Source organism: Lentzea roselyniae, from assembly GCF_039537795.1.
GTDB classification, from domain to species: Bacteria; Actinomycetota; Actinomycetes; order Mycobacteriales; family Pseudonocardiaceae; genus Lentzea; species Lentzea atacamensis.
The window spans coordinates 117,380-138,451 of the sequence record NZ_BAABBE010000005.1 but is presented as its reverse complement, the minus strand read 5'-3'; the positions used below and the strand labels follow the sequence as shown (position 1 = coordinate 138,451).

Genomic DNA, 21,072 nt, shown 5'->3' with positions numbered 1-21,072 from the left:
ATCCTGTCGTTCTGCTGTCGGTCGTTCAACTTCGAACCAAACCTAGTACAGGTTCGAACAACCTCATGAAAACGACAGGAACCCAACAGCTACTTCTTAAGGTGCACGCCGTCACCCTTCGTGTTGGTGAGGGACAGCTTCTGCCGGTCGATCTTGTACGTGACCTGGCCGTCCAGCGCTGCCAGCAGGGCCTTCTCGACCAGCGTCTCGTCCGGGCCGCACGCCTTGTCGGTGTGCAGCAGCGACTCGAACGTGATCGTCTGGCCGTTCACCTTGTAGGACGCCGAACCCGAGTTGCAGCCGGTGAACACGTTGACCTTGCCGTCCATGAACGCGAGCGTGGCGGCGACCGCGCCGGGAACCGAGGACACCGCGTCGCCGGTGACGAGGCTGTCGACCGTCCAGGTGCCGCCTTCGAGGACCGCGGGCGCCTCCGTGCCGAGCACGATCTCCGTGTCCGATCCGGTGACCACCAGGTTGGCGCCGTCCAGCTGCCATGTCGGCGTGGCGCCGAGCAGCTTCATCAGCCACTCGTCCTGCTTGTGCAGGTCCGGACTCGGACAGCCCATCGCGGTGCTGCTGAGGTCGGAGACGGTCAGCTTCCCGTCCCCGAGGGAGACCGGGCCCTGCATCATGTTGCAGCCCGCCCTGGCGATGAGTCTGCCGTCGTCGGTGAAGTTCAGCTCGATCGACGTGCCCTCGACCAGGGCGCGCGGCTTGCCCTGCTCGGTGACGGACGTGGAGACGAACACCTTGCCACGCAGGTCTTTCCCCTCTCCCCCGCCCGCCGGCCGGTTGCCGCAGCCTGACGCGACGGCGAGCAGCGAGACGACGAGTGCGGCGAGGAGGATTCGGTTGCTCATGACCCTAGGACGGAACACGCTCACTCCCGGGTTGCCCGAAGGCCGGACACGGAGTTCTCCATGCCCGGCCGACGGAATTCGACGTCACGGGGACAGGGACTCCGCGAAGTCGTAGAGGCTCTTGATGTCGTTGTCGAAGTACGGCCCGTCCATCTGGTTCGGGTCGGAGTGCCGGTGGCTGACCACGCTGTTGATGTAGCCGAGCCCGTTCTGGTCGTTGTACTCCTGCAGCCACGGACCGCCACTGGAACCGCCGGTCATGTTGCACCACGCCCTGACCTGCTGGCCGTGGCCGTTCCAGGTCGTGCCCTGGCAGAAGTACTGCAGCTCGCCGGTGAACGGCGCACCCGCGGGGTAGCCGAGGATCGTGACCGCCACCGAGTAGCCCCAGTTCCAGCGCAGGCCGTTGCCGCCCACGACGTTCACGATCGAGTTGCCGCCGAGGGTCTGCATGATGACGATGCCCATGTCCTCGTCACTGCTGCTGGAGTTGGTCCACGCAGTGCGAGCCGTGAGCTGGTAGGCGCTCCACGTGCCGAACGGGCGAACCCCGTTGCGGTAGCGCGGAACGAAGACCCAGTTGCGCATCCACTGGCCACCGGCACCGCCGTGCACGCAGTGCCCCGCCGTCTGGACCAGCTTCTTCTTGCCACTGTTGACAGTCGCGCCCGAGCACACGTAGTTCAGGCCGTTGGCCGGGTTGGTGAAGTACACCTTTCCGACCGTCTGCGACTCGTTGAGCATGATCCCGATGCCCTGGGCCTGCTCGGTGCGGACCTTCGCCGACGGCGCGGCACCGTCGATGCTGCCCGCACGACCCGAGGGCTGGGGTGCGGACGAGGCCTTCACCGTGGCAGGACCGTGCGCCGGGATCGCGTTCGCCATGCGCTCCGGGGTCCAGTAGGACTCGGCTGCGGCAGCCGACTGGATCCTGTTGTCGGAGGTTCTGGCAAGGCTGGCCGAGCTGCCGTTCGGTGCCGCCTGCGCGGTCGGCACGAACACAGAAGCAGCCAGCACGAATCCAAACGCCAACGAAACAGTTCTTTTCGCTCTCATTCGAAATACCCCATTTAACGAGGTTAACTTGCGGCTTTGCGAACGTAGCGACGCCTCTGACCTGCTGTCCAGCCGTTCGTTTGAAATTGCTCTGTTCAGCAGACTGCGATTCCACACCCTCCAGAAAAAAGGTCCGTCCGGGTCATTTCTCAATTTGATGTGCAGGATCGGAAAGCGCTATCCAGGTAGTTGATCTTGAAGTTGGGACTTGACAGGTGTGAACAACGGCGCTGTACTTAACCCAGAGGTTAGATAACCAAGTGGTTAGGTACGAGATGGACCAGCTGAGCGCCACCTTCGCCGCACTGGCGGACCCGACCCGCCGGGCGATCCTCGCGCGGCTCACCGAGGGCCCCGCGACGGTGAAGGAGCTCTCCGAGCCGTTCGACATCAGCGGCCCGGCGATCTCCAAGCACCTGCGCGTGCTGGAGAAGGCAGGCCTGATCACCCGCGGCAGGGAGGCCCAGTGGCGCCCCTGCCAGCTCGACGCGACACCGTTGAAGGAGGTCGCCGTGTGGGCAGAGAACTACCGCCGCTTCTGGGATGCGAGCTACGCGCGCCTGGACGCACTCTTGACCGAGATGAAGGAGACAGAGCAGTGACCACCGTCAAGTTCGGCACGACCGTGACCCTCCCGTCCGACACCGAGATCGCAATGTCCCGTTCCTTCGACGCCCCGGCCTCGCTGGTGTGGGACGCGTTCACCAAGCCCGAGCTCATCAAGCGCTGGCTGCTCGGTCCCGACGGCTGGGAGATACCGATCTGCGAGGTCGACCTGCGGGTCGGCGGAAAGTGGCGCTACGGCTGGGCGATGCCGGACGGCTCCGGCGCCTTCGAGATGTACGGCGAGTACTCCGAGGTGACGCCTCACTCGCGAATCGTCCACACCGAACACTTCGAGGACAACCCGCCGGCGGTGACGACGGTGGAGTTCGTCGAGTCCGGCGGGCAGACGACGATGACCACCACGATGCGGCTGGTGTCGCAGGAAGCCCGGGACGCGGTGCTGGCGACCGGGATGGCGGACGGCGCGGGGCGCAGCTACGAACGGCTGGGCGAGGTTCTGTCCACGCTGTGACCCGTTCAGCGGAGTAATACGGGTCTTGTTCTGGGCGATGCTCCGCGTGACAGGTCACGCGGAGGGTTGCTGCTCATGACCATGTTCAACCTGGCGCTTCTCGTGCTGACCGTTCTCGCGGTCAGCGCCGTCATCTGGTCGTCACGGCGAACCGCCAGACGTGCGGAAAGCAGGAGCACCACCGCCGTGGAGGCCGCGAAGCTGGCCATCGTCACCGCGACGACCCACCAGCGCCCGGACCCGGCCGACATCGAACAGGGGCGCATCCGCACGTTCCTGATGCTCGACGAGAGCTCGATCATGAGCATGTACAGCCAGACCCCGCAGGCCGCCGCCGAGGCCAGGATCCGAGAGGTCGAACGCGGCACCCACCGCGAGGGCTCGCTGGGTCTGACCGGCTCGCTGGTCGAGGCAGGCGGCAAGCGTTCGCGTGGCGAGACCGTGCGGGAGACCTTCGAGGCGGAGACGAACGCCGCACGCGCCCTCGACGTCGTCCTCCGGCACCTCACCGCCGAGGGCGAGGTGGGACAGTTCGACCTGACCGTGCAGCCGCTCCCCGCTTCCGCGCAGGGCTACGTGAAGATCAAGGCGTCTTACCAGATCACGATGGGAGACAACGACATCACGGTCTCCGCCGCCGGGGTCAGGTTCTCGCTGCGACGATCACAGGTGGTGGATTCCGCCGCCGGTGCCTTCGCGGACGGCGAATCCATCACCGCGATCTGTTTCGGCCGCACGGCGCGGTGGGAGGGATCCACACTGGTCGTCCTTCCCACCGCACTCTACCTCGCCTGATCCGTCCACTTGGGACGTTTGCGCGGAGCGTAGTCACCGGCCGTGGTCGTGGTTCGCCCGGTTGGGGTCGTTTTGGGCGGTTACGTTCGGGCTCATGGGACGTCTTCTCGGTTTCGTCGCAGCCCTGGCCCTCACGGTCGGCTTCGTGGTGTTCTCCGGTCCACCGGCCAGCGCTTCCGCTCCTACCCGTTGGCAGATCGCGCCGTGCCCGGCCGGGTCGAAGGCGTTGTGGCTGCCGCGATTGGACAAGTTCGGCACCGACATCAGCTGCACCACGGAGGAGGCGCGTGCGACGGCGGTGAAGGAGGCGGTGGACAGTGGCAGTCCGACGCGGATGATGAACGTGGCGATCGCGTTCGCGCAGCAGATCTCGGACAAGTCGCTGACGCCGGAGTCGCCTTGCGTGTTGGGGGCCAAGGGGGCGATCGGTGAGGCGATCGGCACCTGCGTGGCTGCCTGAACTGGTGCGGCTAGGGGCTGATCGGCAACCGGAGGAGACGCTCACGCACGGCGGATCCGGCGCGAGCGCTTTCCTCGGCGAGCAGGCTTAGCGCGGCACCGAGCGGCACCGACATGCGGGAGCGATGCCCGTTCGGCAGCATCGCGGCAGGCTTCGCCGGATTCCACTCCCGCAGCGGCTGAGCGAACCGCAGAGAGTCTGTCCGCGCGGTGTAGGCCTTTTCGGACCGCCGAAGGCGTTTCTGCCGCACCGCGTGCGAGTCGATGCTCAAGAACGTGACGCACAGCAGCTCGCCTCGACCCGCCATGTCCAGCCACCGGCCGAACCCGAGCAGATACGACTGCGCCATCTCGCTCGGCTCGACACCACTCTCTTCGGTGAGCTCCCTGGTCGCGGCGTTGATCGCGAGCTGTGACAAGGGCAGCCGACGCTCACCCTTGAAGTCCTTCGGCTCGACCCCACCGGAACCACTCGGAGCCAGCAGCTTCGGGCTCGCGATGTTCGCCTCGGACTGCATCGTGCCGACCAGCCTGCCATCGCACGTGATCGCGAGCGTCGAAGCCCCGATATGGTTGAACAGCCAGCTGTCGCGGAAGTTGCGGACTGCACCGTCACGGCTCACGAACAGGGCACGGCCGAACTCGGGCAGCACTCTGCCGTCCACCTCGACATCCTTTGTGGACAGTTCGTCGGACTGCACGAAGCGAAAGTGGTCGCCTGCGACGACCTCGATGTCACCGCTCTCCCACGCCGGGTCGGTGAAGTTGGTGTTCCAGCCGAGGCACGGGCCGTTGAACCGGTGCGGGTGGTTCGCCAGCACGTGCTTGAGGAACCTCCTGGCGTGAGGTTGCAGCTGCGCCGGCACGACGTACGACCGATCCGCCATCCGCACGTGCTGTTCCGGCGACCGCATCCGTTCGCTCGTGCGGCGATCGTGAACGAACGTCCCCGCTTGCGTGGCGAGCACTCGGAATCCGTCATCGTTCGCGAGCCGCGCGACCACGTCCTCGAAACCGTCGATCGGCCTCGGCAAGAACGAGGTCTTCTTGGCCTCGCGCACGTTCTTGCGCACCTCCAGCGTGATCAGCAGCACCGAGAGAACGGCTTCGACCATCAGCACACTGGACGGGATGACGACGAAGGTCGACACGACACCGACCACCACGACGATCAGGCCGAGCAGCGTCCAGCGATATTCCTTGGTAAATCGGAATATCCGGTAGGACGCGGTGCGCGCGGTACGCATCGAGATGGCCACGCGAAGTCATCGCGCGGCCACAGGCCGATGTTACCCAGCTCACATGCGAACTAGCCGTTGAGCACGGCGCGCGACATCACGACGCGCTGGATCTGGTTCGTGCCCTCGTAGATCTGCGTGATCTTCGCGTCCCGCATCATCCGCTCGACGGGGAAGTCCCGCGTGTACCCGGCCCCGCCGAACAGCTGCACCGCGTCCGTGGTGACCTCCATGGCCACATCGGAGGCGAAGCACTTGGCGGCAGCGGTGATGAAGCCGATGTTCGGCTCTCCACGCTCAGCCTTGGCGGCGGCGACGTAGACCATGTGCCGGGCAGCCTCGATCTTCATGGCCATGTCGGCGAGCATGAACTGCACACCCTGGAAGTCCGAAATGGACTTTCCGAACTGCTTGCGGTCCTTGACGTACGCGACCGCGGCTTCGAGGGCACCCTGCGCGATACCCACGGCCTGCGCACCGATCGTCGGACGCGTGTGGTCCAACGTCTTCAAAGCGGTTTTCAAACCGGTGCCCGGCTCGCCGATGATGCGCTCAGCAGGAATCGTGCAGTTCTCGAAGTAGATCTCGCGGGTCGGCGAGCCCTTGATGCCGAGCTTGCGCTCCTTCGGGCCCACCGAGAAGCCGGGGTCGTCCTTGTGCACGACGAACGCGGAGATGCCGGCGGACTTCTTCGCGGCGTTGGGGTCGGTCACGGCCATGACCGTGTACCAGGTGGACTCGCCGGCGTTGGTGATCCAGCACTTGGTGCCGTTCAGGACCCAGTGGTCGCCGTCCAGCACCGCGCGCGTGCGCATGGAGGCGGTGTCGGAGCCCGCCTCGCGCTCGGACAGGGCGTAGGAGGCCATGGCCTCGCCCGAGGCGATGGACGGCATGACGAGCTGCTTCAGCTCTTCGGAGGCCGAGAGCAGGATCGGCATGGTGCCCAGCTTGTTCACGGCCGGGATCAGCGAGGAGGAGGCGCAGACGCGGGCGATCTCCTCGATGACGATGCACGTGGCGACGGAGTCCGCGCCCTGGCCGTCGTAGGACTCCGGGACGTGGACGGCCGCGAAGCCGGACTTGACGAGGGCGTTGTGGGCCTCGACCGGGAAGCGCTCGTTCTCGTCGACCTCGGCCGCGAACGGCTTGATCTCCTTCTCGGCGAGCGAGCGGACGGCCTCTCGCAGCGCCTCGTGCTCCTCGGCGAGCTGGTAGGTGCCGAAGCTCGGGTTCACCTTGTTACCTCCCGGTAGCGAGTACTCGGCACGATGTTAGCGCCCGTTTACCAGAGGCGCCGGTGTGCTGTTGAGCACTCAGAGGGACTTCTGCAGCGCCGCGTCCTTGTCTAGTACGAGCTGCTCGAGTTCTGCCTGGAAGCGGGCGATGCGCTCCTGCAGGGCCGGGTCCGACGCGGCCAGCACCCGGACGGCCAGCAGACCGGCGTTGCGGGCGCCACCCACTGAGACGGTGGCCACGGGGATGCCTGCGGGCATCTGCACGATCGAGAGCAGGGAGTCCATGCCGTCGAGGTACTTCAGCGGCACGGGGACGCCGATGACCGGGAGCACGGTGGCGGAGGCGACCATGCCGGGCAGGTGGGCGGCGCCGCCGGCACCCGCGATGATCACGCGGAGGCCGCGCGAGGCCGCGGAGGTGGCGTAGTCGAGCATGCGCTGCGGGGTGCGGTGGGCCGAGACGACGCTCACCTCGAACGAGACGCCGAACTCGGTGAGCGCTTCGGTGGCGGCCTTCATCACCGGCCAGTCCGAGTCGCTGCCCATGATCACGCCAACCTGAATCACTCCGCACTCCCGTGAATGTCGTATCCGTCTGACCACGTACCGGTGGACAGCCAGTCCGCGGCCAGGCGGGCGCGGTGGCGGACCTCGGTCATGTCCTTGCCGAGGAACGTCACGTGGCCGATCTTGCGGCCCGGCCGTTCCTCCTTGCCGTAGAGGTGCACGTGCGCGTCGGGGAAGCGCGCGAACAGGTGGTGCACGCGCTCGTCGGGCCCGATCGCCGACGGTTCGGCGGCGCCGAGCACGTTCGCCATCACCACGGCGGGTGCCATCAGGTCGGTGCGGCCCAGCGGGTAGTCGAGGACGGCGCGCAGGTGCTGTTCGAACTGGGAGGTGCGCGCGCCCTCGATCGACCAGTGGCCCGAGTTGTGCGGGCGCATCGCGAGCTCGTTGACGACCACGCCGTCCGCGGTCTCGAACAGCTCGACGGCCAGCACGCCCACGACGCCCAGCGCTTCGGCGACCTTCAGGGCCAGTTCCTGGGCCGCGGCACCGTCCAAAGCGGGCGCCGGGGCGAGGACCTCGACGCAGATGCCCTCGGACTGCACGGTCTCGACGACCGGCCACGCCGCGCCCTGCCCGAACGGTGAGCGCGCGACCACGGCCGCCAGCTCGCGGCGCATCGGCACGCACTGCTCGACCATCAGCGGCGTGCCGGCCTCCAGCAGCTCCGGAACGACCAGCTCGGCGCTGTGCGGCTGATTCAGCATCCACACGCCGCGCCCGTCGTAGCCGCCGCGGACCGCCTTCAGCACGCACGGCCAGCCGTGCTCGGCACCGAAGCGCATGACGTCGCGCACCTCGTGGACCTCGGCGAACGGCGGCACCGGCAGGCCCAGCTCGGCCAGCCGCACGCGCATCTTCAGCTTGTCCTGCGCGTACTGCAGCGCGTCCGGGCCGGGGTGCACCTTCACGCCCTCCGCGACCAGCGTGCGGAGGTGCTCGGACGGCACGTGCTCGTGGTCGAACGTGACGACCTCGCAGCCCTTCGCGAACGCGCGCAGCGCATCCAGATCGGTGTGCTTGCCGAGCATCACGTCCCGTGCGACCAGCGCGGCGGGGTCGTTCTCGGAGACGGCGAGCACGCGAAGCGACTGGCCGAGCGGGATCGCGGCCTGGTGCGTCATGCGGGCGAGCTGCCCGCCGCCGATCATGCCGACGACGGGGAGACGGGTACGGGAGTCCACGGTTCAGGCAGCCTACCTGCAGCTTCTGCAGAGCTCACCAGCAGAGTCAGCCCTGCACCGGCTCGGGCGTGCTCTGCACCGGCTCGGGCGTGCTCTGCACCGGCTCGGGCGTGCTCTGCACCGGCTCTGGCTCGGAGGTGATGCGGCGGTGGCGGCGGGACGGCTTCCACCCGCCGCCGTGGCGCAGCAGCCGGAACGTCAGCGCGAACAGCACGGCGGCGAGCAGCACGTACACGCCGAACTCGATGTAGCGGAAGGCCTCGATCCGCTCGACCGGCTGGTAGTCGACGTACGTGCCCACAGCGCTGCCAGAGCTGCGCACGCAGCTGTTCGGGTTCGCCATTCCGACGCACGCCTCCGGCACCTCCACCGGGCGCAGGTCCGAGCCGACCAGACCGCTGCCGAGCTCGAGTGCACCCCTGGGGACGTCCGGGGTGCTGTACCAACGGGCAACAGCTCGTTCCGCCGGCAGGTAGTGGTCGCGCACCAGCGCGGACAGCAGCACGCGGGACAACGTGTAGAAGACCAGCGTTGCCGCGATCGCCGTCACCACGTGCCTGGCGAGCATGCCGATGAACACGCCGAGGGCGAGTCCGTAGAGCGCGTAACCCACCTGAACGGCCGGGTGCGCCTCGAACGCCGACCACGCCTTCTGCGTGCCGACGTGCCCGTCGCCGAGCCCGACCACGACAGCCAGCACGGCGGCCAGACCGGCGAGCACGAGTGCCTTGCCGCGCAACCACGTCGTGGGTGTCACGTCCTGCCCCCACGCCACGAAGTAAGTGCGTTCCTCCAGCTCGCGGGCGATCAGAGGGGCGCCCCAGAACATGCCGATCACGCCACCGAACGCCATCTGCACCATGAGCCCGTAGAAGCCGCTGATCGGCATCGAGGCGATGCTCGCGCCCTTCGTCTCCGCGGCGATGAGCCCGCAGGCGGCGAGCAGGGAGAGAACCACGGTGGGGATGATCGTCCACCGGTGCTGACGCCAGGTCAGCCAGGCGAGTGCCTTCACGCTGCACGCTCCAGGTGCGCCACGACCAGCTCCTCCAGCGTCACGAACCGCGCGGTCCACGGCTCGTCGATCTGCGTGCCGCCCGAGCGCACGAGGTACGAAGACTGCGACTTGCTGTGCTTTGCGAGCACCACACGTCCTTCCACCGGCGGTTCGGTCACCCGCGGTCCTGTGTAGAGAACGTGCTCTTCCAGCAACTCGTCGGTGTCGCCGTCCACGATCAGCCGTCCGTCGGCGAGCAGCAGCAGCCGGTCGGCCACGCCACCGATCTCCGCGACGACATGGGTGGAGAAGACAAGCGTCATGCCGTTGTCGTTCACCTCGGTCAGCAACTCCCGCATGACTTTCCTGCGCGCCAACGGGTCCAGTTCGGACAGTGGCTCGTCGAGCATCAGCACGTCCGGGCGGGATCCCAGTGCCAGCGCGAGAGTCACGTGCGTGCGCTGACCGCCGGACAGATCGCCGATCTGCAGCCGGCGCGGCACCTTGAACCTGTCGAGCCACCCGTCGGCACGGTCGTTGTCCCAGACCTTGTTCATGCGGCGGCCGAACTGCAGGACGTCGGCGACCTTGAAGTTCCGGTACATCGGCTTGTGCTGCGGCACGTACGCGACACGGCCCGCGATCGCCGTGTGCCCCGAGTCCGCGGGCAGATGCCCTGCCAGCACGTTCAGCAACGTCGACTTGCCGGAGCCGTTGGCCCCCACGAGTGCCGTGACGCTGCCCGGCGGCAGCTCGAAGGAGACGTTTCGCACCGCCCACTTCGACACTTCGGCCGCGACCACGCTCATTGCGCTCCCCCACTCAGCACCTCGCGCACCAGCGCGTAGATGTCCTCGTCCTCCAACCCGGCGGAGCGTGCCTCCGCGACCCAGCCGGCGAACGAGGCCCGCAGCGGGTCGAGGTCCTCGGGGGCGGCAGACCCCAGGGACGACTTCACGAAGGTGCCGGAGCCCTGACGGGCTTCGACGAGGCCCGCGAGCTCCAGCTCGCGGTAGGCCTTGAGCACGGTGTTCGCGTTCACGCCGCTGGTCGCGACGACATCCCGGACCGTCGGCAGGCGGTCTCCCGGTTGCAGCCAACCGAGCCTCATGGCCTCCCTGACCTGCTGCCCCAGCTGCAGGTACGCGGGAAGACCGCTGCCACGGTCGATGTGGAACTCGACCACACACGCTCCCCAGATTGTTCTACTGAACTAAGACAATAGAACACTTCTGCGGACGTTGGGAAGCGACCCGGTGGGGACGGGGAAGCACCCAGGCGCGGGACAGGGGGAGATCAGCGCCCAAGCGAGCTCAGCAGCGCGCACGCCTCTGCGTGCGTGTCCGGCAACCTCTCGGTCCAGACCTTCGCGGGCCCGACCGGCCGCACGCTGGGGTCGTCCGCGAGCCGGTCCGCGGCGAGAACACGCAGGTTGGAGACCCTGCGCGCGAGCAGTTCGTCGCGGCGCACCAGGACCGCGGCCACGCACGGGCCGAGCGTCGCCAGCGTCTCGCCGCCGTCGAACACGGTGCGCAGGGCGTCCGAGACGAGGGTCATCGCGACGACGCGGGACCAGCCGGAGGCGCGGTGCACGTCGAGGCGCAGCAACACGAGTGCGTAGTCCAGGGGCGCGACCGGCGTCTCCCGGTACACCTCGCCCAGCCTGGTCCGCAGGTACGCGGCCGTCGCCAGGCCGGTCAGAGCATCCTCGGCCGCGCAGTCACCGGCCTGCTTCGTCACCACGTCCGCCCATCCCAGCGCTGTCATGCGCAGCATTCGCGAAGGGAGCGCGTCGACGTCCGGCGACACGATGTGCGACGCGTCGGTCAGCACGGCGTGCAGCGCTGCCAGGTCGAGCAGCGTCTCGCTGAGACCGGCGCCCGCCTCGGCACGTGCCCGGCCCAGCCGGACCAGCGCGTCGCCGGGATCGGCGTTCCCGAGCACCGCCGCGCACACCTCGTCGACCTCGGCGAGCGGCCAGTCTGCGGGGAACGCCCAGCCTGCGGCCATGGTGGCGGTGCGCCACCTCGACTTCAGCAGGCGTTCCGCTTGTGCGACACCCACCCGGTCTCCCTTCAGCTCTCCCGATTCCAGGTGGGAGACGCAGCCACCTCCGGTTCGTGACGCAACCCGCGTGGGGGATTGAGATGACTCTGCGAGGCGTCGTGCGTCACACTGAGCGCCACGAGGAGGGACACGAGACTTGGCGACCGTTCCTGCAGACGTCCAGGGGCCCAGCGACGCGGAACTCATCGAGTCCGTGCGCGGAGGGACCATCGACGCCTACGGCCAGTTGTACGAACGGCACGTCTCGGCGGCCTACAACCTCGCCCGCCAGTTGGCCCGCTCCCCGGCCGAGGCCGACGACCTCGTGTCGGAGGCGTTCGCGAAGGTGCTCGACACGCTCCGTGCCGGCCGCGGCCCCGACTCGGCGTTCCGCGCGTACCTGCTCACGGCGCTGCGCCACACCGCGTACGACAAGACCCGCCGCGACAAGAAGATCGACCTCACCGAGGACATGACCGACGTCGCGCCCGCCGTGGCGTTCAGCGACACCGCGGTGGCGGGGCTGGAACGCTCGATGGCCGCCCGCGCGTTCGCCGCGCTGCCCGAGCGCTGGCAGATGGTCCTCTGGCACACCGAGATCGAGGGCCAGTCGCCCGCCGAGGTCGCGCCGCTGCTCGGACTGACGGCCAACGGCGTGTCCGCGCTCGCCTACCGGGCCCGTGAGGGCCTCAAGCAGCAGTACCTGCAGATGCACCTGGCCGAGACCAGCGCGGAACGCTGCAGGGCGACGGTCGACCGGCTCGGCGCGTGGACGCGGGCCGGCCTGTCCAAGCGCGAGGCCACCCAGGTCGAGGCCCACCTCGACGAGTGCGGCCGGTGCCGCCGGCTGGCCGCCGAGCTCGCGGACGTCAACGGCGCGCTGCGGATCTTCGTCGCGCCGCTGGTGCTCGGCGCGGGTGCGGCGGCCTACCTGGTCACCGCGGGCACGACCACGGCTGTCGTCGGTGCCGGTGCGGCCGCCGGTGGCGCGGGTGCGGTCGGTGCCTCGATCCCCCGCCAGCTGGTCACGGTCGGCGGCTCAGCGGCTGCCGTGGCCGCCGCCGTGGTGATCGCGCTGACCGCGGGAGGCGGAGAGCAGCAGGCCCCGCAGGTGCAGGCTGCCGAACCGCCACCAGCGGTGACGCAGGTCCAGCCGCCGCCGTCCCCGCAACCTCCGCCGCCCTCGCCGCAGCCGCCGTCGCCGCCGTCCGTCCCGACGCCGTCACCCGAGCCGCCGCCACCGGCACCGCCCGCGCCTCCGGCACCTGCGCCGGAGCCGGAGCCGGAGCCGGAGCCGCCGCCCGCGTCGCTCACGCCCACCACGCCGAGCGGGTACACGCTCACGCCCGGCGAGGAGCCCAAGGACTTCCCGGTCACCGTCCGGAACACCGGCGGCACCGCGGCCCCGCCCGCGAGCATGGTGCTGAACCTGCCGCCGGGCGTGCTGTCGACCGGCGGGCCGTCGTCGTTCACCGCGCGCCTGCTGCAGCCCGACGGCTCCGCGGACCAGACGGTGAACTGCCCGGCGGGCAGCGGCACGATCACCTGCTCGACGCCGCAGGGCATCGCACCCGGCGGGCAGGCGACGTTCCTGTTCCGCCTGCGCGCGACGGAGGACGCTCAGCCGGGCACGATCACGGGGACGATCTCCGCGGGCACCGCGATCTCGGTCAGCGTCAGCGTCACGGTCGACGTGCCACCGGTGAACGACGACATCGAGCTGACCGTGTCGACGTGGCACGAGGTGTTCTGGGACCCGCGCGTGGACGTGAAGGTGCGCAACAAGGGACCGCGCGCCGGCACGCTGAAGCTCGACGTGTCGTCGTCGGAGAACATCGTGGTGTTCACGCCGTGCCGGGAGTGCTCGCGGACGGACAAGAACTCCATCCACTGCGTCACCGACCTCGACAAGGGCGCCAGTTTCCGCATGTCGATCTGGGCGTTCGGACTGCCGCACCGCGGCGGGACGATCACCGTGACCGCGGCGCTGGGCAACGCCCGCAAGACCGTGACCGTGCCGGTGAAGATGCGGCCGGAACATCCGCCGGTCGACGACGTGGTGAAGCCGCCCACGACGTCCGAACCCGCACCGACCACCGTTCCGCCGACCACGACGACCACGACGACCACACCACCGGCGAAGCCGAAGCCGGTCGAGCCGACGAAGCCGGGCACCCCGACGCCGGCGTTGCCGCCGGTGCTGCCGCCGTCCACCACGGAGCCGCCGCCGTCCGTGCCACCGTCGTCGCCGGTGCCGACCACACCGCCGCCGACCTCGGAACCGTGCGAGCCGTGGCCGGGCTGGCGCCCGCCGCTGATCCCGGATCTGCTCGGGAGGCCCTGCGAACCGCGGCGAAGTTGATCAAAAGTTGATCTCCCCAAGATTGACGCCGTCACTGAACGTGCAGGTCAGCTGCCTCTCAGTTGCCGAAGGTAACACCCGGAGGCAGGCGCCGTTACCTTGATCCGTAAGCTGGCGCGGTGCTGCCAGTCGTTCGCCGCGCCATGAGCCGGTTGCCAGAACCACTCCAGTTTCTGCTGCACAAGCACCGCGAGATGCTCCGGTTCGCAGTGGTCGGCGGCACAACGTTCCTCATCGACAACGGTGTCTGGTACGCGCTGAAGCTGACCGTGCTGACCGACAAGGTGGTCACGGCCAAGGTCATCGGCGTGCTGGTGGCGATCATCGCGTCGTACGTGCTGTCCCGCGAGTGGTCGTTCCACACCCGTGGCGGCCGCGAGCGACACCACGAGGCTGCCCTGTTCTTCCTGGTCAGCGGCACGGGCGTGGCGATCAACGTCATCCCGCTGTGGTTGTCGCGGCACCTGTTCGGCCTGCAGGCCCCGTTCGTCACGGTCATGACCGAGGAGATCGCGGACTTCGTCTCCGGCTCGATCATCGGCATGCTGCTCGCCACGGGCTTCAAGTTCTGGGCGATGCGACGCTGGGTGTTCCCGGACGCCGGCGCTCGTCCTGACCGGCGTGTTCACCCGATCTCCGTAGACTCGTCCCGTGTCTCTAGCCGAAACAGTGGTCTCCCGATTTCCGGAGCCGATCCGGTCGATCGCGCTGAAGCATCGTGAACTGGTCAAGTTCGCCCTGGTCGGGGGCACGTGCTTCGTGATCGACACGGTCCTGTTCTTCGGGATCAAGACCATCATCCTGCCGAACAACCCGGTGACGGCGAAGATCATCGCCACCCTGGTCGCGACGATCGTGTCGTACATCCTCAACCGGGAGTGGTCGTTCCGCACGCGCGGCGGGCGTGAGCGTCACCACGAGGCAGCGCTGTTCTTCCTGGTCAACGGCATCGGCATCGTGCTGAACTCGGCACCGCTGTACATCGCGCGCTACCTGTTCCACCTGCAGGAGCCGCACGTGTCGCGCCTCACCGAGGAGATCTCGGACTTCCTGAGCGCGCAGATCATCGGCACACTCGTCGCGATGCTCTTCCGCTGGTACGGCTACAAGAAGTGGGTGTTCCCCGAGGAGAACGCGCGCGGACCGCGACCGTTGAACGAGGAAGAGGCGCTGGGCCACTCGTGACGTGGCAGCGTGATCGGATCGGATCGGCGTTGCGCGGGGAGAACCCCACGGTGCTGCGCCGGCTGAGCGCGGGGTTCGCGAACATCGGCGACGTGCAGTTCCTGCCGGGGTACTGCGTGCTGCTCGTCGACGACCCGGAAGTGCAGCGGCTGACCGATCTGCCGCGCGACCGGCGGGCCCGGTTCCTCGCCGACATGGACCTGCTCGGGGAGGCCGTCGAACTTGTCTGCGGCCGGCGCGACCCCGGCTTCCGGCGCGTCAACCTGGAGATCCTCGGCAACACGGATCCCTACCTGCACGCGCACGTCTGGCCGCGCTACGACTGGGAACCCGAGCATCTCGTCGGCCGTCCGGTTTGGCTGTACCCGGTCGAACGCTGGTCCGACCCGGCCACCGCGCTCGGCGCGGAGCACGACGCACTCCGAGCCGAGCTGACGGTCGAGATCGACCGGCTCCGCGGCTGAGGGATCAGCGCGGCGTGCTGGGCGCCTTCCAGGGGATGCCGACCACGTCCTGAGCCTTGGGCACCGGCAGGAACACCGCGAACGTCGCAGGCCTTGCCGTCGACAGCTCCAACCGGCCGCCGTCCGCGTCGACCAACGCCCTGGCCAACGCCAGCCCCACACCGGTCGAGCCGCCACCGGACACCCCGCGCTCGAAGATGTGCGCCGCGAGCTCCTCTGGCACGCCGTCCCCGCCGTCGCTGACCTCCACCACCACCGTGCCCTCTTCGCTGCGTGCGGAGACGACGACTGAGCCCTCGCCGTGCATCAGCGCGTTGTCGAGGAGCACCCCGATGGCTTCTCTCAGACGAGCTGGGGTGGCGCGGGCGAGAAGTCCGTCCGGTACCCGGACCCTGAGCGTACGACCAGCGCTTTTGATCTGTTCCCTCCACTCCTCGGCGATGGCGTTCAGGGCCGGCCGCAGTTCCAGCGGCTCCGCGCCCACGGCCCTGGCCGCGCGGGCGGCGGCGAGGAGTTCGTCCAGGACCGCGGCGAGGCGTTCGGCCTGTTCGAGGGCCGCTCGGGCCTCGGTTGCGGTGTCCGGCTCCGGGTGTTCCGCCAGGGCTTCGAGGCGGAGCTGGAGGGCCGTCAGGCGGCTGCGGAGCTGGTGGGAGACGTCGCCGACCAGTTCGCGTTCGCGTTGGACGAGCCGGGCCAGCGCCGTGGCCGAGGTGTCGAGCGCCTCGGAGACGGCGTCCAGCTCCTCGATGTCGTAGCGCTTCTCGTCGGCACGGAAGTCGCCGGCGCCGAGACGGGACGCGCGGGCGGCGACGTAGCCGAGTGGCCGGGCAAGTGTTTGCGCCGTCACGAGGGCCACGACGGTGCCGGTGCCGACCGACAGGGCGAGCAGGAGCAGGACCACGCCCGCGACCTGGGCCTGGGTGGTGCGCATCGGGCCGGACGGGATCTCCAGGCGCACGGTGCCCTGCTGGGCGATTCCCAGTTCGACGATCAGCGGGTCGTTGCCGGGCGAAGGGCCGGTGACGCTGGTGTTGCCGCCCAGCGTCACGGTCAGGCGGCCATCGGTGGGCATGACGATCTTGACGGCCTCGATGTCGATGTTCTGGCGGTTGGCGAGCTGGTCGTCGAGGAGGGTCGCGATCTTCTGCGCGTCCTCGGTCAGGTCGCCGCGCGCGTTGTCCTCGACCAGCTGCAACGCGGAGTAGCCCAGCGGGAGGCCGAGCACGAACCCGGTGACGGCGACGGCGAGCAGGATCGCCCGCAGGATGCGGCGGCGCATCAGTCGGCGTTGAAGCGGAAGCCGCGGCCGCGGACGGTCGCGATGCGTTTCTCGGCCGAGTTCGGGGTGCCGTCGCCGAGTTTCCGGCGCAGCCACGACATGTGCATGTCGAGCGTCTTGCTGCCCTTGAGGTCCGGGTCGTTCCAGACCTCGGAGAGGATCTCGTCGCGGCTCACGACCTGGCCCGCGCGCTGGATGAGGACCTTGAGGAGTTCGAACTCCTTGTTCGCGAGCTGGATCTCGCCGCCGTCGACCGTGACGCGGCGGGCGGCGAGGTCGACGCGCACGCCGTTGACCTCGAGCGTGCCCGGTGCGCGGCGGCGGAGCAGTGCCCGGATGCGGGCCATCAGCTCGGCGAGCCGGAACGGCTTCGCGACGTAGTCGTCGGCACCCGCGTCGAGCCCGACCACGAAGTCGACCTCGTCGGCGCGTGCCGTGAGCATCAGCACGGGGATGCCTCTGCCGTTCTGCCTGAGTCTGCGGCACACCTCCAGGCCGTCCATGCCCGGCAGGCCGAGATCGAGCACCAGGAGGTCGATGCCCCCGGCGATGGCCGCTTCGAAAGCACTCGGCCCGTCACTCACGACCTGCACCGAATAGCCCTCCCGCGTCAACGCGCGGGAGAGCGGTTCCGCGATGGCCGGATCGTCCTCGGCCAGCAACACCACGCTCACGGTGCCCAGCGTATTCGTGGAACGATCGCCGCGTGTCACGCCACGATGCTGATCTCGAACTCGCCCTCCGGCTCGCCGACGCCGCCGACGCGATCACCTCTGACCGGTTCCGCGCCCACGACCTCGCGGTGGAGCGCAAGCCGGACCGCACCCCCGTCACGGACGCCGACGTCGCGGTCGAGGACACAGTGCGCGCCGTGCTGGCCGAGGAGCGCCCCGACGACGTCGTGATGGGCGAGGAGCGCGGCGGCACGCTCGACGCCTCGCGCGTCTGGGTGCTCGACCCGATCGACGGCACCAAGAACTTTCTGCGCGGCGTGCCGATCTGGGCATCGCTGATCGCCCTGGTCGTCGAGGGCGTGCCGGTCGTGGGTGTCGTGTCGGCACCCGCACTCGGCCGCCGCTGGTGGGCGGCTGCCGGTGGTGGCGCGTTCGCCTCGGACGCGTCCGGTTCGCGCCAGATCTCCGTGTCCGGGGTGCGTTCTCTCGAGGACGCGTACGTGTCGACCACGGACATCAAGTCGTGGGTCGAGTACCACTCCCGCGAGGCGTACCTGCGGCTCGTCGACGCGACCTGGGAGAGCCGCGCGTTCGGCGACTTCTACCAGCACTGCCTGGTCGCCGAGGGTGCCATCGACCTCGCACCCGAGGCCGTGGCGAACCCGTGGGACATCGCCCCGTTCCAGGTGCTGGTGACCGAGGCGGGTGGCCGTTTCACCTCACTTGAGGGCGAGGAGCGTTACGACGGCGGCAACGTGCTGACGTCGAACGGCCACCTGCACGAGGCAGCGCTCAAGCTGTTGGCACGCTGAGCGTTCCGCGCGCGACCTGGGCCCAGGCCAGCCGGCCGAAGAGGTAGTGGCACGCCACGCTCTCGTCGTCGAACCGGGCCCAGTCGTAGCGGTTGCCCTGCTCCTGCCAGAACACCTCGTGCCCGGTCTCGTCGGTGAGGAGGCACCAGCGCTGGTCCGCCTCCTCACCGAGGCTGACGACGTCGCCGGGCACGCCGATCTTCGTCAGCCACTCGGGCAGCGTCTCGACGTTCATGCGGTGATCTCCGTGAGGTAGCCGAGCGCGACGAGGTCAGCGACCGGGTAGGTGGTGCGGTAACGACTTCCGCCACCGGGCTGGCCGAACCACGGCGCGCTGATCGTGCGGTGGACGGGCAGGTCCCGCTCGACGCGGTACCTGCGGTAGCCGGCCTCCGCCGCCTGCGGGGGCAGCGAACGTTCCTTGAAGGGCGTGCCCGCGGTGGACAGGACGCGGCCCTCCGGCGTGCCGAACCGGTCGAGCTCCGCGCCCGCCTCGAGGATCTCCGGCCGGCTGTCCTCGTAGCCGCCTTCACGTTCGACCGGCCAGCGCGGGGTGCCGTCCTCGTGCTGGAAGAGGCTCTCCCAGTCACGTTCGTGCATGCCCGCGAGCGGGTCGTAGTCCTTCAAGAGCTCCTGCACGACCGGGTGGTCCTTGCCGAGGCCCTCGGACTGGTTCGCCGGCTGCGCGGAGGAGGCGTCGACCAGGTCCGCCTGCGGGTGATCCTGCGGGGTGAACCTCGGGATCACGTGCTCGTCCTGCTGGGCTGGTGCGGGGAGCTGCCTGGCCGGCTTCGGGGCGAGGCGCGGCGCTTGGCCGGCGCTGAGGAACACGGCCATGAACCAGCTGCCCGCGGCGGCCGCGGTGTAGCCGTAGCGGGCGATGTCGTGGGCGATGCCAGGAACGCCGGACAGAGCCTGGTTCTGCTCGCGGTTGTCCAGGCGGTCGAGGCGGTCGGTGAGGGCTCCGCTCTGGTGGGCGCCGAGGTCGACGCCGGCCAGCGGGGCCGACGGCGCGGTGATCGTCTCGCCGACCTTCTGGGTGCCGGGGGTCGAGGCCTCGCCGGCATCGCCGAAGGCGGGATCCTTGAGCAGCGCGTCCTTCAGAGCGTCCTTGGCCGGGTCCTTGGCGAGAGCGTCCTTGCCGCCTGCCTGCCCCTGCCCGCCCTGCTGACCTTGACCGGGCACCTGGTTGCCGCCCTGGGGCTGCCCCGGCTGGTTGCCGAACTGGCTCTGGCCGGAGGGCTGGTTGCCGAGCGCTTGACCGGCCTGACCGACGAGTGCCTGGGCCGCACCCGGCACGCCCGTCTTGGGCGCCACCGCCTGCGGGCCCGCCTTGGCGTCGCCGGGCTTGGCTTCGGCCGCCTTCGCGTCCGCTGCCTTGGCGCCCTGCTGAGCCTGCTGTGCCTGGCCCTGCTGGCCGGACGCCTGCGCGCCACCCTGCTGGCCGGCGACCGCACCGACCTGGGCACCCGCCGCGGGAGCCGCCGACGGGACACCGCCGACAGCACCACCCACGGCACCGGCAGCGGCACCGATCGGGCCGCCGACCGGTCCACCGCCGGGCGCGCCGCCGAGCGTCGGCCCGGTGGGAGCGGCCGGGGCAGCGGGTGCGGCCTGCGGTGCGGGGCCTGCCTGGCCCGGCATTTCGCCGCCGCGGATCAGCGGCTGGTCGAGGACCGCGGCCGAGGCCTGGGTCGTGCCCTCGGCGATCGGGCCGAGGGTGCCCTGGACGCTCGGGATCACCTCTGCCACCGCGGCCACGGGCGGCACCACGTGAGCGGCCGCCTGGCCCGTCTCGGCCACGAGGCCCGGAAGCACCTGGGGCTTGCCCTCGCCACGGCCGGGTCCCTCGCCGTTGCCGGGGCCTTCGCCGTGGGGACCCTCGCTCCTGCCGTCGAACACCTGGCCGACGGTGTCGCGGGCGCCGGGCACCGCGTCGAGGCCCGGCTGCACCACGGCAGCGGCAGGAGCGGTCACGGGAGCGGCGGCGTTCAGGACCGGGGCTGCGGCCTCCGTCGCGGCACCGACGACGGGCGCGACCGGAGCGGTCACGGCACCGACCACGGGAGCCACCGGAGCGGTGACCGCGCCGACGACAGGAGCGACCGCTTCGGTGACCGGCGCGACCACGGCGGCGACCGGCTCGACGACCGGGGCGACGGCTCCGGCGACCGGGGCCACCACGCCACCGACGATGTCCGTGACCGGGGACAGCAGGCCGCCGGGGCCGTGGGCGCCGGGCGCGGTGTTCACCGGCGGGGAGGCGTGGCTCATGTCCACGCCGCTGTCCAGGCGGACGGCGGAGGACAGGGTGTTGTGGAGGTTCGCGACGTTGGCCGCGGTGCCTCGGGTCAGCGTGTCGAGGCCCAGCAACGCGGTGGGATTGCCGGCGGTGGCGGAAGCCTTGGCGGCGTCGTTGTTCTTGGCCAGCGTCACGAGCTCGCGGACGATCTCGACCTTCGCGGCACCCACCTGCTTGGCGGCGTGGTCGAGGCGGTCGGCGGCGGCGTGGCAACCGCGCGCGGCGCGCTGCAGCTCACCGTCCGGGGCCACGACCTTCGCCCAGCGGCCGCGCGCGGCGTCGCCGGTCGCACCGGTCAGGCCGTCCAGAGCACGCGTCGCGGCGCCGTCGGAGGAGGTGCCCAGACCCTTGATCTTGTCGCCCGCCTCGCGCCACGCGGCGGCGCTGGAACGCATGGCGTCCTCGTCGGCCTTGGGCCACGAGACACCTGCCTTCGCGGCGACCTCGGTGAGTTCGACGGGAAGCTCGATTCCCAT

The 21,072-nt window shown here is 69.6% G+C and carries 23 protein-coding genes; 9 read left to right on the top strand and 14 right to left on the bottom strand.

The genetic code is table 11. The features are described 5' to 3' along the window. Positions 1-89: 89 nt before the first annotated feature. Both ABFX45_RS10530 and ABFX45_RS10525 read right to left on the bottom strand, forming a co-directional pair. The gene (locus tag ABFX45_RS10530; protein WP_109639194.1) at positions 90-863 is read right to left on the bottom strand and encodes an META domain-containing protein; all 774 of its coding nucleotides are present in this window, start codon (positions 861-863) and stop codon (positions 90-92) included. Between the two features lie 84 nt (positions 864-947). After that, positions 948-1,895, bottom strand: a complete 948-nt coding sequence (locus ABFX45_RS10525) for a trypsin-like serine peptidase (RefSeq protein WP_211337516.1) — start codon at positions 1,893-1,895, stop codon at positions 948-950. Between the two features lie 299 nt (positions 1,896-2,194). Here ABFX45_RS10525 and ABFX45_RS10520 point away from each other — a divergent pair, with 299 nt between their 5' ends. From ABFX45_RS10520 to ABFX45_RS10505, 4 genes are all read left to right on the top strand, one after another. Then, positions 2,195-2,521, top strand: a complete 327-nt coding sequence (locus ABFX45_RS10520; RefSeq protein ID WP_089949326.1) for an ArsR/SmtB family transcription factor — start codon at positions 2,195-2,197, stop codon at positions 2,519-2,521. Then, complete coding sequence (locus ABFX45_RS10515) at positions 2,518-2,997, top strand: SRPBCC family protein (protein ID WP_346129283.1); 480 nt, start codon at positions 2,518-2,520, stop codon at positions 2,995-2,997. The genes ABFX45_RS10520 and ABFX45_RS10515 overlap by 4 nt, the downstream gene beginning before the upstream one ends. A gap of 75 nt (positions 2,998-3,072) precedes the next feature. Further along, positions 3,073-3,792, top strand: coding sequence for a hypothetical protein (locus ABFX45_RS10510; RefSeq protein WP_346129281.1), 720 nt, complete (start codon positions 3,073-3,075; stop codon positions 3,790-3,792). A gap of 94 nt (positions 3,793-3,886) precedes the next feature. Beyond that, on the top strand, positions 3,887-4,252 hold the full coding sequence (locus ABFX45_RS10505; RefSeq protein WP_109639191.1) for a hypothetical protein: 366 nt from the start codon (positions 3,887-3,889) through the stop codon (positions 4,250-4,252). Between the two features lie 10 nt (positions 4,253-4,262). On the opposite strand, the gene ABFX45_RS10500 is transcribed toward ABFX45_RS10505, so the two are convergent. The 8 genes from ABFX45_RS10500 to ABFX45_RS10465 form a co-directional block, all read right to left on the bottom strand. Next, a complete protein-coding gene (locus tag ABFX45_RS10500; RefSeq protein ID WP_346129278.1) occupies positions 4,263-5,510 on the bottom strand; it encodes a hypothetical protein in 1,248 nt (415 codons plus the stop codon). 50 nt (positions 5,511-5,560) lie between these two features. After that, positions 5,561-6,724 (bottom strand): acyl-CoA dehydrogenase, encoded by a 1,164-nt coding sequence (locus ABFX45_RS10495; protein WP_109639190.1) that lies wholly within the window; start codon positions 6,722-6,724, stop codon positions 5,561-5,563. 78 nt (positions 6,725-6,802) lie between these two features. Continuing rightward, positions 6,803-7,291, bottom strand: a complete 489-nt coding sequence (gene purE / locus ABFX45_RS10490) for a 5-(carboxyamino)imidazole ribonucleotide mutase (RefSeq protein ID WP_267900084.1) — start codon at positions 7,289-7,291, stop codon at positions 6,803-6,805. Beyond that, positions 7,288-8,475, bottom strand: coding sequence for a 5-(carboxyamino)imidazole ribonucleotide synthase (locus ABFX45_RS10485; protein ID WP_109639189.1), 1,188 nt, complete (start codon positions 8,473-8,475; stop codon positions 7,288-7,290). Before ABFX45_RS10485 ends, purE begins: the two co-directional genes overlap by 4 nt. 46 nt (positions 8,476-8,521) lie before the next feature. Then, the gene (locus tag ABFX45_RS10480; RefSeq protein ID WP_346129275.1) at positions 8,522-9,490 is read right to left on the bottom strand and encodes an ABC transporter permease; all 969 of its coding nucleotides are present in this window, start codon (positions 9,488-9,490) and stop codon (positions 8,522-8,524) included. Further along, positions 9,487-10,281 carry an ABC transporter ATP-binding protein gene (locus ABFX45_RS10475; protein ID WP_109639187.1) on the bottom strand — a complete coding sequence of 265 codons (795 nt, stop codon included), beginning with the start codon at positions 10,279-10,281 and terminating at the stop codon, positions 9,487-9,489. Before ABFX45_RS10475 ends, ABFX45_RS10480 begins: the two co-directional genes overlap by 4 nt. Next, on the bottom strand, positions 10,278-10,658 hold the full coding sequence (locus tag ABFX45_RS10470) for a GntR family transcriptional regulator (protein ID WP_109639186.1): 381 nt from the start codon (positions 10,656-10,658) through the stop codon (positions 10,278-10,280). Before ABFX45_RS10470 ends, ABFX45_RS10475 begins: the two co-directional genes overlap by 4 nt. 110 nt (positions 10,659-10,768) lie before the next feature. Then, the gene (locus ABFX45_RS10465) at positions 10,769-11,536 is read right to left on the bottom strand and encodes a GGDEF domain-containing protein (RefSeq protein WP_233439984.1); all 768 of its coding nucleotides are present in this window, start codon (positions 11,534-11,536) and stop codon (positions 10,769-10,771) included. A 139-nt stretch (positions 11,537-11,675) separates the two neighbouring features. Between ABFX45_RS10465 and ABFX45_RS10460 the strand changes: the two genes are divergently transcribed. From ABFX45_RS10460 to ABFX45_RS10445, 4 genes are all read left to right on the top strand, one after another. Next, a complete protein-coding gene (locus tag ABFX45_RS10460; RefSeq protein ID WP_346129271.1) occupies positions 11,676-13,880 on the top strand; it encodes a sigma-70 family RNA polymerase sigma factor in 2,205 nt (734 codons plus the stop codon). 122 nt (positions 13,881-14,002) lie between these two features. Then, entirely contained in the window at positions 14,003-14,602 is a 600-nt protein-coding gene (locus ABFX45_RS10455) for a GtrA family protein (protein ID WP_411711379.1), read from the top strand. Beyond that, on the top strand, positions 14,532-15,065 hold the full coding sequence (locus ABFX45_RS10450; RefSeq protein WP_109639183.1) for a GtrA family protein: 534 nt from the start codon (positions 14,532-14,534) through the stop codon (positions 15,063-15,065). Before ABFX45_RS10455 ends, ABFX45_RS10450 begins: the two co-directional genes overlap by 71 nt. Continuing rightward, positions 15,062-15,529 (top strand): HIT family protein, encoded by a 468-nt coding sequence (locus ABFX45_RS10445; RefSeq protein WP_109639182.1) that lies wholly within the window; start codon positions 15,062-15,064, stop codon positions 15,527-15,529. The genes ABFX45_RS10450 and ABFX45_RS10445 overlap by 4 nt, the downstream gene beginning before the upstream one ends. A gap of 4 nt (positions 15,530-15,533) precedes the next feature. Here the strand turns inward: ABFX45_RS10445 and ABFX45_RS10440 are convergent, their stop codons facing one another. Beyond that, on the bottom strand, positions 15,534-16,808 hold the full coding sequence (locus tag ABFX45_RS10440; protein WP_109639181.1) for an ATP-binding protein: 1,275 nt from the start codon (positions 16,806-16,808) through the stop codon (positions 15,534-15,536). Then, a complete protein-coding gene (locus ABFX45_RS10435) occupies positions 16,808-17,482 on the bottom strand; it encodes a response regulator transcription factor (protein ID WP_109639180.1) in 675 nt (224 codons plus the stop codon). The genes ABFX45_RS10440 and ABFX45_RS10435 overlap by 1 nt, the downstream gene beginning before the upstream one ends. Before the next feature lie 32 nt (positions 17,483-17,514). Between ABFX45_RS10435 and hisN the strand changes: the two genes are divergently transcribed. Continuing rightward, on the top strand, positions 17,515-18,294 hold the full coding sequence (gene hisN, locus ABFX45_RS10430; RefSeq protein WP_109639179.1) for a histidinol-phosphatase: 780 nt from the start codon (positions 17,515-17,517) through the stop codon (positions 18,292-18,294). Here hisN and ABFX45_RS10425 read toward each other — a convergent pair. Further along, on the bottom strand, positions 18,275-18,529 hold the full coding sequence (locus ABFX45_RS10425) for a hypothetical protein (protein ID WP_346129267.1): 255 nt from the start codon (positions 18,527-18,529) through the stop codon (positions 18,275-18,277). The genes hisN and ABFX45_RS10425 overlap by 20 nt on opposite strands. After that, positions 18,526-21,072 (bottom strand): TNT domain-containing protein, encoded by a 2,547-nt coding sequence (locus ABFX45_RS10420; RefSeq protein ID WP_346129265.1) that lies wholly within the window; start codon positions 21,070-21,072, stop codon positions 18,526-18,528. The genes ABFX45_RS10425 and ABFX45_RS10420 overlap by 4 nt, the downstream gene beginning before the upstream one ends.